Source organism: Nitrospiraceae bacterium, assembly GCA_020632595.1.
Lineage (GTDB): Bacteria > Nitrospirota > Nitrospiria > Nitrospirales > UBA8639 > Nitrospira_E.
On sequence record JACKFF010000009.1, the window covers coordinates 65069 to 79563 of the forward strand.

At 44.5% G+C, this 14495-nt stretch carries 12 protein-coding genes; all 12 read right to left on the minus strand.

Features of this window, described 5'->3' with window-relative positions; translation table 11 throughout:
• Positions 1-203 precede the first annotated feature (203 nt).
• Complete coding sequence (locus tag H6750_15295) at positions 204-1367, minus strand: DegT/DnrJ/EryC1/StrS family aminotransferase (protein MCB9775674.1); 1164 nt, start codon at positions 1365-1367, stop codon at positions 204-206.
• A 1797-nt stretch (positions 1368-3164) separates the two neighbouring features.
• Positions 3165-3335, minus strand: a complete 171-nt coding sequence (locus H6750_15300) for a hypothetical protein (protein MCB9775675.1) — start codon at positions 3333-3335, stop codon at positions 3165-3167.
• Between the two features lie 349 nt (positions 3336-3684).
• Positions 3685-4746: a GNAT family N-acetyltransferase gene (locus H6750_15305; protein MCB9775676.1), complete on the minus strand. Its 1062-nt coding sequence runs from the start codon at positions 4744-4746 to the stop codon at positions 3685-3687.
• Positions 4747-5806: 1060 nt separating this feature from the next.
• Complete coding sequence (locus H6750_15310; GenBank protein MCB9775677.1) at positions 5807-6067, minus strand: hypothetical protein; 261 nt, start codon at positions 6065-6067, stop codon at positions 5807-5809.
• 1071 nt (positions 6068-7138) lie between these two features.
• Complete coding sequence (locus H6750_15315) at positions 7139-7495, minus strand: hypothetical protein (protein MCB9775678.1); 357 nt, start codon at positions 7493-7495, stop codon at positions 7139-7141.
• Between the two features lie 7 nt (positions 7496-7502).
• Entirely contained in the window at positions 7503-7961 is a 459-nt protein-coding gene (locus H6750_15320) for a hypothetical protein (protein MCB9775679.1), read from the minus strand.
• A 302-nt stretch (positions 7962-8263) separates the two neighbouring features.
• Complete coding sequence (locus H6750_15325; protein MCB9775680.1) at positions 8264-8881, minus strand: tetratricopeptide repeat protein; 618 nt, start codon at positions 8879-8881, stop codon at positions 8264-8266.
• A 53-nt stretch (positions 8882-8934) separates the two neighbouring features.
• A complete protein-coding gene (locus H6750_15330; protein MCB9775681.1) occupies positions 8935-10239 on the minus strand; it encodes a type III PLP-dependent enzyme in 1305 nt (434 codons plus the stop codon).
• Entirely contained in the window at positions 10232-11815 is a 1584-nt protein-coding gene (locus H6750_15335; GenBank protein ID MCB9775682.1) for an acyl-CoA ligase (AMP-forming), exosortase A system-associated, read from the minus strand. Before H6750_15335 ends, H6750_15330 begins: the two co-directional genes overlap by 8 nt.
• A 272-nt stretch (positions 11816-12087) precedes the next feature.
• A complete protein-coding gene (locus tag H6750_15340; GenBank protein ID MCB9775683.1) occupies positions 12088-12369 on the minus strand; it encodes an acyl carrier protein in 282 nt (93 codons plus the stop codon).
• Between the two features lie 35 nt (positions 12370-12404).
• A complete protein-coding gene (locus tag H6750_15345) occupies positions 12405-13454 on the minus strand; it encodes a GNAT family N-acetyltransferase (GenBank protein ID MCB9775684.1) in 1050 nt (349 codons plus the stop codon).
• Positions 13455-13463: 9 nt separating this feature from the next.
• On the minus strand, positions 13464-14492 hold the full coding sequence (locus tag H6750_15350) for a GNAT family N-acetyltransferase (protein MCB9775685.1): 1029 nt from the start codon (positions 14490-14492) through the stop codon (positions 13464-13466).
• Positions 14493-14495 lie beyond the last annotated feature (3 nt).

Genomic DNA, 14495 nt, shown 5'->3' on the forward strand with positions numbered 1-14495 from the left:
TAAGAGGTTGTCGCGTAGCTCTGTCCTCTGGGAAAGGAAGTTAGGAAGAGTTGTAAACATTTTCTCCTCTGAATACCCCATGGTTTTGCCACGGGGATCTCTGCTCAATTTGAACATTGTCATAGCTAGGAGCGTTGAGTGTTCGGGGAAGCAATGCACCCGTAACGTGTATGGGTAACATTGCAGAAAATTCGGCGAAAGCCTCACAAAAGGTCTTTCATGGTAGTAATCATGCAATTCATATCCTTTTCATTCATACTTTGGTGGATAGGAAGAAGGATCAGATTATCATAAAGAAATTTTCCGTCAGGGTAATTATAAAGATTTAAAGACGGGTGTATGACACCACCCCATGTAAAAGCGGGTACACCTCTTGAGCGAAGGAGGATATGAAAATCGGTCCGACCTGGTACCAAAACTGGAACGACCCATGGACACATCCCAGGTGGAATTTCCTTGAAAAATGGGATTACTCCTGGCAGCGCTCCTTTCGTGATTGCGTCAAGCAGGTAGGCGGCATTTAAATGTCGCTTTTGTATTATTGAAGTTAGATTTATCCGTTTTAAGAGGTATTTAGAGATTTTCGACATGCCTTGGTTTACAGATCCGATCTGAAAAGATGGGCTGTCATAACTGGCAGGTACGTGTTGGAGGGAAACTTCTCCCAATCTGATGATAGCTTTACATGCTGAAGATAACATATTAAACACACGAACAATCAGTTTTTGAAAGCGAGGAACATGGTCGGCCAATAATTGTTCAAGAAGATTGATGGCCACTTTAGCTTGGGTAAAATTATTACTGTGTTCCTCCAGAAGATCTGCCGTAATGTTGGAATTGTTAATCACAAGCATACCGCCATCTTTGATAGGAAGAAATTTCCTCCAACTAAAAATACTGATATCGCCAGTACTTCCCAAAGGAATTCCGTCATCTTCACCGACCAGGACATGGGCGCAATCCTCTATTAAATAGAGGCCATGGCGCTTGGTCAGGTTTAAATATGGTGCCAGAGTCTGGGGAAATCCGAAATAATGAATCATGACAATGGCTTTGGTTTTCGTATGAATTTTTGATTCCAGATCTCCGACATCAGCCTGACAATCTCGACGTATATTGTAAAAAACAACCTTTAAGCCAAATTGAATGATCGGCTCAACGAGCGTATTACAGTGGTAGGCAGGAACAAGTACCTCATCCCCAGGTTGTAGTCGAAGTGCTTTTAGACCTTGATAGAGAGCATTTCTCGCTAAAAACCAATAAGAGGTTGGATGAGTAGGAATGGGGGACGGCAGTATAATTTGTTTGGGAAGGGAAAAGAGTGTGCTCCAAGGCAAAATAGGGTCATTTGGAAAAAGATAATCCATATTTTTATAGGCCGCTTTTCAACCCGCTATTTCCGAGACTTCTTCAAGAATGCTCAAAAAGATGACAGATTTTGTGATTCTCTGAAACGAAAAATATCCATCGAATATGGCCGGCAACATCCACCGAGATTTTTAAGGCATTCAAGACGTTTTCGTGGAATGTTTCATTAAGAGAACATTACGAGCGGATCTGGGTTGAAATATTCCACCAATGTGTTTGTCGGTATAAAAGATAGCAGCCTTAAGGGGGGGGAGGTCTTGAGGGTTTCGGGATGGCAGTGAATGTGATCATAGTGTGCACCGAATACTGTCGTCCACCATGTCGGATTCATGCGGAGGACCATACCCTAGCCCAAGGCTGGATAGAAGAATCGAACTTGACCGACTAAATTAACTCTCTGGGCCTTGCACATACTTTGCGCCGTTTCACTCAGCATGCTGCAAGTAGCAGTCACAATGTCGAGACCGCACTCCTTTGCGATTAGTACCAGTTCGGTGCTTTTATCGTATCCATCCCAAACGGCTTTTCAGAGTAGACATGTTTGCCTGACGCCAATACCCCTTGGTCAAGTGAAAGCGGCTGTGTGGATTGGCGAGGTCAATGACTGTTTCGATGGAGGGGCAACAGTTGCCTTCTTGAAAGCTCTAAAAGCCTCGCACCGTGGAATTTTGCAAATGCCGAGAGCCCCTCGGCCTGATTGTCGTAAGCTCCAGTAAGCCGGAGCGCGACGTACTCGCCCAACATGATCATGTATAAGTCCGTGACGTCACTGTATCCAACAATAGCAATCCACATCGGCTCTGTGCGTCGGCTTTCAGAACGCCGTGCGTTCCGGAATAATTCGAGTCCTTTCATCATCAGTCTCTCAGTAGAGTTTGAAAAATACGGCATGAATTTCCATGGTGTGCCATTCCCAAGCCCAGCTGGCTTTGAGAGAATTAACTGGTTTCACTTGGTGCGAACTGTATCTTTTTATTCTCTCGGTTCACCACATCTGGACCCCGATCACCGTCCTTTCTCTGACGAAGTTGCCCCAGCACTGCAAACATTGTATAGCTATTGTGTGTAATTCCCCATTGGAATCGTCCAGCATAATTGACGCCTTATAGTTCTCGAGTCCGTCGTCAATTACTCCGGCACGGTCCAAATACACGCCAAATAAGCATTATGCTGCCCCCCTTTAAAGTGAGACCACTTTTAAGACACAGCAGTAGCTGAAAGGGGGCAGGACATGGGATGGGACAGAACCAATCAGACCGATTGAACGCTGGACGGCGACACAACGGGCCAATTTAGTATTGCAAATTCTCAAAGGAGAAACACCGGGCCCTGAGGCAGCCAGGGCGGCATGGGCTGACGGTGGCGGAAGTGGAAGGCTGGCAGGACCAGTTCTCCGGGGAGCAAAGAATAGCTTGCGACGGCAGCCGAAAGATGGGACGCTCTCAAGGAAGAACAGATAAAGAAACTCAAACAGAAGATTGGGGATCTGATGGTTAAACATGATGTCTTACGGGAGGCGTTGAAGCCCTACCCTTTGGGGCGAGAGATGTCCGCCGCGTGAAGGTGCAGGTCCCGGACATCTCGGAGCACCATGCCTGTCGAGTCTTACGTGTGGCATGGTCCGCCTTACATCGGCCAGGTGCCACGCAGGCCCAGTCGCTCTAATTCGGGAGGATTTGTTGGAAAAACTGCACCAGCTCATCGCCAAGCATTCAACCTATGGATATCGTCGTCCATAGGCGCTGGTGCGGTACCGAGAGGGTTTCGGGGTCAATCGGAAGGCGGTGTACCGGACCTTACGGATCAAACGGTGGTTGGTCCATCAACAGCCTTGGACGCCCCGCCCGCTGGCACAGCGTCTGCGCAGCCAAGCATTCCAAAGTATTCAGCGGTGGGCGATGGATGTGACGCACATTCCCCGCAGCCGGGACGGCTGGGGGCATTTGACTGCCGTGATCGGTCACCATGATCGGCTGCTTCCCCGGAGACGCAATTGCGCCATTACCCAGAGTACTCAAGGATTAGTTTGTAAAGGCCCGCAGCGGGTATCGGAGTTCGTCCACAATTGACCCCGGGATACCTCTCTCCTTTAAGATTAGCGCCATAGGAATTGAAATTCCGGTCTCAACGAGGGGCTGTCCTTCCCTGAGTTCAAGATTCTGGGTGTAATCAAAGGGGCGATACTTATTTTTGAGTGAACAAAGGCACTATCTGAGCTTGGACGGACATCGCTGAACTGATAATGAGGACCAATAGATCCCGATCGGTAGGGGCAAGGCTAACCATTTTTTAATTCCCAAGAGTTTTCAAAATGGATCAGGTGGAATTCTTTTGGATAATTTTTCTTGTAAATAACTTTGCGTTTTTCGCTATATCGACGGTCTTTTTGATTATTTCGCTGCGATACAAATTGATATCATACCATTCCCGACAATTTGTCGCCCAACCGAGATCAGCTGGAGACGCCTTGGTGTACATCTCTGCAATTTTATATTTTCCGTTACCACAGTAATTCTTTAGGAAGAAATAATCCAACAAACGTCCAGGACTCAGTTTTGACATTTCCTGTTTATAAGTCGTTTTTAGTACAATGACTGTACGGTCCCCGCCGACACAAATGAGCGACGCTGCGGGTTGCTTATCCAAATATAGCTGAGCAGTAATCGCATCTCCTGTAGCCGAAAATTTCTTTAAAAGTTGTTTATAGAATTCCCCTTGCTGATTATTTCTGTGTATCGCTGTTCCAGCCGCCCCTTTCCAACCTAGGCTTTCAAGTTGGCCATGTAAAACAATGGCGTCGCAGATAGTGTCCCAGTCAGTATTGAACTCAACACTAACTTGGACATCCTCCGCCTCGATGGATTCCATTGCCTTTCGTAACTGTCGGCGCAAATTTTTAGACCGGCTGGCCCAATAATCGTCAAAGCTCTGCCTTAAGTCAATCGAATAGGTCGTACCGTAGGGATCAACATCGGCCGTGCCAAGCTCCACTAGCTCATCAAAGGGCTGTAAGCGTGGGTCAACCTTTGGAATTCTTAACAACCAGCAAAATCCAGGCAATGCGCTCATCAAACTGGCCATCACCTCTTTCGTGTTTATTCCAGGAGAAATAAGGAATGGACTCAGGCAGGCTTGTCCCGGAACGAACATAGTCCAGATACCAAAATGCAAGGGCCTGACCAAGGCGGCTGCAATACACTCGTCTTTGTCCGAGCAAATGCCAAGTAATTCTGATCCGTTTCCGAAATAATTTGAAAGCGGACCAAGAAATTTGTGGTCAAGAGCCGGAACGTTTTTCGTTACTTGAATATTGAGCTTATGCCAACTGTCCAGAGCATCTTTGGGGGCACTACTGTATGCGCAAAAACTCCAATTCATGGCTCGATTCCTATGCGGTATCATACCTTTGATTTAACCCAAGCACTAACTTCGCAAATTCTTTTAGGTCCACAAGACTGATGACAGATGGCACAGCAATTCTAACTTGGGTACTCAGGATAAAATTTGTGTACATCAAATCATTCGGTCCGCTATAAACTCCACGCTAGACTGGCCAGACCTCTTTTTGAAGTGCTTTTTACAAATTAGAAATATTTGTTACTAAGGGAACATATTCACACAAACTCGAACATGTGTTTCGTGGAGGAACGCCTTTAAATTTCGACTAGCATTACCACACATATATAATTGGTTCAATCCCAATTGTGGTGGATTGAGTTCCACAAACCGTTTTGTGTTATTCCCGGACGGGCAGGCATCCATGGCACCCGCTATCTCTGGCTAAAAGACCGCATATCTGCATACTTATTTCCGGAGGGAGATCCGATAAGGCGAAATGAAGCCGTTTTTTTCAATTCCTGGAAACCTCGCATACAGTCTACCCCCTGATATCTCTGCTCTGTATTTCCATTGACGCCAAAGAGCCATGCGAATCCATATCAACACGGGTCTCCTTTGTCAGGCATCACGTCAAATTTCCAACCACTCCACCCAGATTGCGATTGATCTCAGAATGGCAATCAATTAAGACTTGCGCTAGCCTTCAATGATGGACTCTGTTGCAATTGAACATTTGAAATTGCATCCAAATGATGAGCAATATACATTCGGTTCAGCCATATAAACGATCCTTAAAGACTTGGTCTCGGTGAATACCACGCCATCTATCAATTTTAATATTTTCATTAGCATCATTAAACTCCGAAATAGCTAGCAACTCTCCTGCAAATTTATGATTAAAAAGAAATCAGTGTCATCAAAATATAAAATAACCCTATTAAGGTTCTTATGAGGATTTTCAGAAAGGATTTTCATTGCGTCCACAGTTGAAGAATACAAATCCAAATCAAACGAAACAAAACCGATGGGAATAGTATTTTTGGCTAGGAATTTTGGAACGGTTTCTTTAACATTTCCAAGTATTAAATCGGTTCTTTCACTAAGACGCTTCCTCAATTTTCTTCAGCCATGGATAATCACAAGCTCGCCATTGATCCGGGTGATCCTGAAAGTCTGGAAGAAGCAAAGGAAGACCTGAGCCAGAATCAAAACCAAATAAACGCACCTTAATCCCAACTTCCTGTTCAATTTGCCCAGCATACTTATCCAAGCTTACAAGACCCCCTCCTGCAGCTACTCCAAATTCAATCGCCACAATTTCCTTTATGTTTTGGGACATGGCTTGATCTGCAGCTTTCAAAGGCCACTTAAATAATTAGGACGCTCCACGTGCCTCCCATTAAAGTGATTCTTAACCCATTGTCAAGACAGAAAATGGATGCCTGGCCATCACCCTCGGCTTTCGCCTGTGTGCCGTGAAAGATGACTGCACGGCGTTTGGTAGCGAACATAGTCCAGATACCAAAATGCAAGGGCCTGACCAGGGCGGCTGCAATACACTCGTCTTTGTCCGAGCAATGCCAAGTAATTCTGATCCGTTTCCGAAATAATTTGAAAGCGGACCAAGAAATTTGTGGTCAAGAGCCGGAACGTTTTCGTTACTTGAATATTGAGCTTATGCCAACTGTCCAGAGCATCTTTGGGGGCACTACTGTATGCGCAAAACTCCAATTCATGGCTCGATTCCTATGCGGTATCATACCTTTGATTTAACCCAAGCACTAACTTCGCAAATTTTTTTGGTCCACAAGACTGATGACAGATGGCACAGCAATTGTTAGGTTTGTACATCAAATCATTCGGTCCGCTATAAACTCCACGCCAGACTGGCCAGACCTCTTTTTGCAGTGCTTTTTACAAATTAGAAATATTTGTTACTAAGGGAACATATTCACTGAACAGTGTTTCGTGGAGGGAACGCCATCGACTAGCATTACCACCCATATATAATATAATCAATCCCAATTGTGGTGGATTGAGTTCCACAAACCCGTTTTTGTGTTATTCCCTGGACCAGGCAGGCATCCATGGCACCTGCTATCTCTGGAAAAGACCGCATATCTGCATACTTATTTCCGGAGGAGATCCGATAGGCGAAATGAAGCCGTTTTTTTGCAATTCTCGAAACCCGCATACAGTCTTCCCCTGATATCTCTGCTCTGTATTTCCATTGACGCCAAAGAGCCATGCGAATCCATATCAACACGGGTCTCCTTTGTCAGGCATCACGTCAAATTTCCAACCACTCCACCCAGATTGCGATTGATCTCAGAATGGCAATCAATTAAGACTTGCGCTAGCCTTCAATGATGGACTCGTTGCAATTGAACATTTGAAATTGCATTCAAATGATGAGCAATATACATTCGGTTCAGCCATAAACGATAATAAAGACTTGGTCTCGGTGAATACCACGCCATCTATCAATTTTAATATTTTCATTAGCATCATTAAACTCCGAAATAGCTAGCAACTCTCCTGCAAATTTATGATTAAAAAAGAAATCAGTGTCATCAAAATATAAAATAACCCTATTAAGGTTCTTATGAGGATTTTCAGAAAGGATTTTCATTGCGTCCACAGTTGAAGAATACAAATCCAAATCAAACGAAACAAAACCGATGGGAATAGTATTTTTGGCTAGGAATTTTGGAACGGTTTCTTTAACATTTCCAAGTATTAAATCGGTTCTTTCACTAAGACGCTTCCTCAATTTTTCTTCAGCCATGGGATAATCACAAGCTCGCCATTGATCCGGGTGATCCCGAAAGTCTGGAAGAAGCAAAGGAAGACCTGAGCCAGAATCGAAAAACCAAATAAACGCACCTTAATCCCAACTTCCTGTTCAATTTGCCCAGCATACTTATCCAAGCTACAAGTCCCCCTCCTGCAGCTTCTCCAAATTCAATCGCCACAATTTCCTTTATGTTTTGGGACATGGCTTGATCTGCAGCTTTCAAAAGGCCACTTAAATAATTAGGACGCTCCACCGCCTCCCATCTAGCTTTTTGTCGAAGAGAGCCAATAAAGTATTTCACAAATTTCTGAGACAAAATTCGAAAAGGCGGTTCTTCTGCAATTCTATTAATCAAATGTGAAAAACTTCCAGACATTTTACGCTCCTCCATCGCTAGGGGAGTGGGGGAGGAAGGGATATCAAAATAAGAAATACCCTCACTAAAGAGAAAGTCCATAGTGGTGTTCCTGCAGAGGCAGGCATCCACGGCACCCGGAATCTCTGGCTAAAACACCGCATATCTGGATACTTATTTCCTGAGGGGGAGATCCGATATGGCGAAATGAAGCCGATTTTTTCAAATCCCTGGAAACCTCGCATACAGTCTACCCCCCTGATAGCTCTGCTCTGTATTTCCATTGACGCCAAAGAGCCATGCGACTCCATATCAAAACGGGTCTCCCTTGTCAGCCATCACGTTAGATTCCAACCACTTCACCAAAATTGCAGGGGTTGCATATTACAGAGTTCTATAATTTTTCACTCAAGTTTCGCCAGAGCTTCTTTAAGACGTGGAGAATTAGGGGAATGTTTTAGAGCACGATTAAGTACTTCCCGTGCTTGTTTCATTTTTCCTTTTTTCGAATATAACTTGCTTAATTCAATGTATGAAAAGACATAATCTGGCTTTAGTTGAATGGCCGACAAAAAAGAATGAGTGGCTTCAGCATCTCTTTCAAGTGAAGACAATGCCATACCCCTCCTTGAAAGAACTTCGGGCTTTAAAATAAAGCTATCGGATACGCGTTTCAAAACATAATCAAACTCTGTAAGTGCGCTACCAAGATAATATTTATACTGATGGTCATCAGCGATGTTAAGGGTAGCTAGAAGCATTTTATCAAGTCCCCAGCAATAGTGATGGGTATGCTTCCAACCTTCCCCGAGAAATTCCTTATACCTATGAGCATTGGGACTACCAGCCCGTGAACCTCCCTGCATATATGCACAATACTCAGGCAGAATTTTTAATTTAATCTTTCTTTCAAAATCATTTATCTCCCAATTGTCTGAAAATGCATTGTTTGCGGAGAAAATCATACCAAATACGGTAAAACCAAATACCAGAAGAAGCTTAAAACGTGTGTTAGGTAACATGTTGAAATGGACGCCCCCTACAACCAGAATTTAAATGCCCTCAATTTTTAATATCACTGCATATCAATAAATAAATCATCAATGGTTCCTCGCCGACGAATTAGGCGGGGAATCCCATTTTCAATGAGGACTTCTGGTGGTGAACAATGGCTTAAAAAGCTCATTGGACTTGAAGTCCGGCCATAGGCTCCAGATTGGAATACCCCGATCAAATCTCCTATTTGTGGAACCGGAATACGAATATCCCTAGCAATCGTGTCTAAAGGAGTACATAAGGGACCGACAATATTCACAACCTCTTCTGCTGGTTGATTAAATTTAGTCAGGACTGCAATGGGAAAATTCCTTTTGATGACTTGGCCCAAGTTGCCCGAAGCGGCCAAATGATGATTCATTCCACCATCAATTACGACAAATGTTTTGTTGCGTGAAACCTTTATGTCAATAACCCTGGCGATATACACTCCCGCATTTCCCACCAGATAACGGCCGGGTTCTATCAGAAACCGAGTTCCCTCAAAATTTTTATCTGATCTAACTTGTGCCATAAGATCCAAAAGCCCATATTGAAGCGCTCCCATATCCAAAGCATGATCATTCGCGAAATAGGGAATCCCTAAGCCACCGCCAAAATCAACTGTCTGTAGTGGGCGTTGCAGTTGGCTGGAAATTGAACTGGCAAGCTCTATCCCCTTTCTGTATTGGTTGAGCAATACCATATGGTCTAGAATCTGTGTGCCCGAAAATAAATGAATTCCTTGAAATTCAATATGCGGAGTATTTTCTATTGTTTCAAGGGCACGGTCTAACAACTCTTCATCAATTCCGAACTGGGTCGGCTTCCCACCCATTCTCATAGCACCGCCTTGAGCTTGATGATTGGGATTAACTCTGATGGCAACCTTGGCCGTCACGCCAAGCTTCTTGCTGATATCTCCAATGCGCTCAATTTCCACGAAAGATTCTGCATGGATCTCTCCGATATTTTTGCTTAGGACTAACTCCAAATCGGATACGCTTTTACCTGGTCCCGCAAAAAGAATATCCAAGGGTGAACATCCAGCATCAATTGCCTGAAAAAACTCCCCTGAGGAAGCAATTTCTAACCCACAACCCTTCGCAAGAAAGAACTGAATGACTGCGCGTGATGGATTGGCCTTCACGGAGTAATAAATTCCAAACTCTGGAGGAAAGGTCCTCCGCAAGAGCTTCCATTGGCTCTCAAGAATTCCCCTATCATAGACGAATAATGGTGTCCCAAAATCTGTGGCCAGCAGTGAGCTTGGAACTCCACCAATTTCTAATTCTCCTTCTGCAATGGAAAATTCTTGCAAAATCTGATTGAGGAAATTATCCATTAATTGGCTGCCCCAGTTTGTTTTGTAAGAATGGATAATCAATTTTTCCATGAGGGGTCTTAGGTAATGTAGGGACGATTTCAATCGTCCTAGGCACCATATATCCTGGAAGTCGTTCCCGACAAATGGTGATCAAATCAGAGGAATCTACATGTCCCCCATCTTTTCCAACAACAAAAGCTTTGATAGCCTGGCCTAGAAACTCATCAGGAATCCCGATAACGGCCGCTTCCTGTACCCCTTCAATGTGGTGAAGCACCTCCTCAACTTCCGTCCTGCTAATACGATACCCGGAGGATTTAATCATTGAATCCCGGCGGCCAATAAAATATAGGAATCCCTCTTCATCCGTTTTTACCAAGTCTCCAGAGTAACAAACGAGTTCACGGCCACCGAGTTCTGGCGGAAGCAGGGGATTAGGACGTAAGATTTGGGCTGTGAGGTCTGGTTGCCCCCAGTATCCCATAGAAACGGTGGGCCCTCTATGAACAAGTTCTCCGATTTCCCCAACCTGACAGCGCACTCCTTGCTCGTTGAGCACCAAAATTTCGGTATTAGGTATGGCTTTTCCCATGGAATTGGGACGAATATCCAGCTCTTCAGGTGGAAGATACGTTGATCTGAACGCTTCTGTGAGTCCATACATCAGAAAAATTTTTGTTCCAGGAAGGACCTGGCGAAGCATGGCCAACACCTTTTGTGGCATAGCCCCACCAGTATTTGTGATATAACGCAGATGTGGAAGAACTTGGCTGTGTAAAGTGGACTTGGGCTGCGTGAGAAGATTCCATAGCGTGGGAACTCCTGCCAGACCGGTAATGTGCTCTGTGATCAGTTTCCGCACTATCTCCTTGGCAAACACAAAGTTCATCAAGACCAGTGTGGCACCCTGCTGAAACGCCGTCATCAACTGGTTCAATCCAACATCAAAACTAAATGGAAGAACAGCCAAAATACGGTCAGTGTGCGTAATCGAAAGATAATCAGACACAATTGAGCTTCCGGCCACAACATTGGCGTGACTCAACATCACTCCCTTCGGTTTTCCTGTGGAACCGGATGTATACATAATCGCCGCCAAGTCCCGGTCAGTCCCTTCATAATGACCTGCCTCATCTCCTGAACTGGTGCACAACTCGTCAAAGGTTATCAAGCGAAGCTGGAATTTTGCCGAGCATCCCTTTCCAACAAGGATAACGAGTTCAAGATATCGAAATTCTTGTATCACATCGTACAGTATGGAAAATTTTTCTGGGTCCATTATCAGCGCTTTCATCCCACAATCATTGGCTATATGTACAACTTGGTCAGGCACCAACTGGTGATGGATTGGGACAAACACTCCACCTCTTTGAGCAATGCCGAAAAATGAAATCACTTGAGGAATTGACGGCTGGAGCCATACACCAACCCGGTCTCCTCGTTGCACACCCAACTTGGACAAACCACCAGCCAGCCTTGACACCTTTCCCGCCACTTCGGCATAGTTCAATCGCTCATTCCCACACACTAACGCTTCTTTATCCGGAATACATCGTGCGCGTGAATGAAGTAAATGGCTAATTAGAAAATCCATGCTCCCTCACATTCTATTGACACCCAACTAATAAAATTACAAGACAAGAGAGAACCAAGTATTGTGGCGATAGTGCGAAAATATCTTTGAATAAACGTTGGCCTAGGCGCCCGTTCAAAAATATGCTGACCGACCACGATTGCGCGGAATTAGCCAGATTCTCCAACCCTTTTCGTGAAAGAGTCCCATGGTTCGCCTTAAACCATGGGACAACATGAATCAAGTCAATAGAACCTCGTGCGGGTCAATATTTTCGAACAGGTTCCTGTCTTTCACACGTCTTTGCTCGGACCTGACTCTGCCGCACCACGCTTTTTATGTATGAAGGCAGAAATACTTTCAATTGATTCAAAATTTTCTGGAACCAACTCTTCATCATCCACAGTGAGGTCAAATGTTTGTTCCAAAATCGTTACGACATCCAAAATCCCCAAGGAGTCCAAGAGGCCACCACTCAAAAGTTGATCAGTGCTGCCTAACCCCTCCTTTCTAGATTTTGGCACTCGTTCAAGAATAATTTCTCTTACACGTTCTTCAATGGCATTATTCACCATGTCCTCTGCCTTCCCAAATAGCATTGCCCGCCTTATCAACCATCACGGTCACCCTCAACCACAAACCACTTTCCCTCAGCATCTGAATTGCAAACGGCATCAGCCCCCCCTGTTAATATCTGAAGCACAAACGGACTGGCTTCGCGAACTTGAAACCCCAACTGCTGGAAAAGAAAGCGCCAAGGATGATTTCCAAGAAGCGGAATAGACAGTGTCATCATGCCCTTTGCACGACTGCGTTCAGTTATATAGTCAAGGAGTAATTGAATGATTCTGACATCTTCATATCCAAATATGTCGACAACGGTCACATCCTCTTCCGTACAACGATACACAGCATAAGCCCTCAGCGATGAACCTCTCCTTGCTGTTATTAGTTCATATCGGCAAAGTGGATTTCGAACATAACGCCAGTTCAGATAGCTACCTGATCTCTCCAAACATACTTCATGTTTTTGGCCAATTTCAGAAGACAGCTGAGTAAACTCCTCACCACATTCGTCTGCATGGACCTCGATCGTGACATCTTTCCGCTTAAGGGATTCTGCCCTATGCATTTGTTTTAAAATGAAATTTGCAATAGACGTCGCCCCGGTAGCAAGAAGAGGTACCTTAAGATAGGCACGAACTTTTCGATCGACCCGAATGGGTTTAGCTAAGCGAAGAATAGAGTTTTGAAAGAATGGAGCGCGAAGACGCTGATATATGGCCATCATACTCGAACTCGGAAAGTCGTACCACATTCCGGATTGGTCAGAGTCAAGGCCGGCGAGACACGCACGTTGGAGTTTGATGGCAGGTCCAAGGCTACGATATTGTTCGTGAACACAAAAATCCCCAAGCACCCAACCGTCTTTGATTTTTCCATTGATGAACACTCGTCGGGGAAACGCACTCGCCACTCCAAAAACAGTTCCATTGGCTTCATCGAACCCCAGCCAGGTTAAGGCCGGACCGAAAGGATTTTTTGTGTAAAGCCACTCAAACCGTTCATCATTAGAAGCAGGCGTCAGATAGTGATAAAGCGTCTCAATAATGGCAGGCTTATCCGCTTCCAGATCAGCTGTTCGAACAGAAAGATCCAAGAATATCCTTTAACATTTCTTAATGTGGATTAATTTAATAATCAACCGAACCCGAGGAATCCAGCTGTTCCTATAAAAATCAACATGAAACATAGGTCGTAGTTCATCAGTCCATTTCCGATGCCAATCCTGAACACGGCCATAAAATTCAAGAACTGCTATGTGCCCTTCCTCAAAAAGTGTCTTGATAATTTCATATCTCATCAAAAAACTTGGCGAAAACTTCTCAAGAGTCTCATCGTAGGTAGTTTTTAATACGATCATGACTTTTCCTCTTTCAAGGCACAAATCACTGGCTACTACCCTTCCATTCAGGGTCAACTGATATATAACACCTTCATTCCTTTGACAAAAATTTTCAAAAACCTCCTTATAAAATCGACCTTGTTGACTTTCCGCTCCCACAGCAGTCCCTGAAATCCCTTTCCACCCAGCTTCTTCTAATCGTCCATATTCACGCAAACACTCGGCAACTCCCCTCGAGTCACGGGTTACCAGCAAATTCATTTTGGTTCCTGCTTCTTCAAGGCGACGCCGCTGTTTGGCAAGATTCTGCCTCAGATTTCTCCCTCTCCTTTTCCAATATTCTTCAAACATCCCTTCCAATGTTATTTTTGAAGTGGTGATATAATTTAAAAACTTTACCTTTCCATTCTCCTGAACATTGAATGGGGTAGAATCTGGGTCTTGCTGAGTTACAGAAAAAGCCAAGGCAAATCCTGGAAGGTCATGAAGAAGCCTTTCAATCTGATCTAATACACCTTCGTGATTTCCCAATACAAGCGGACCTAGCGGTGCCTGGGAAGGTTGAAAGGTTTGCCAGAATCCAAATTTGGTCTTTTCAATAAGAACCATGCCTGGATTCCTTTTATCATTACAGACACCTAGCAGCGTATGGGAATTTCCAAAATGTCGCAAAAGAGGTCCAAGAAACATTGAATCCAATAACAGATGATTCCCGTTAGCACGGTTAAGGTCATCCCACATTTCTTGATGGTAAGGAAAAGCTTCCGAAGCAAGCTTAAAAGACCAAGCCATTTG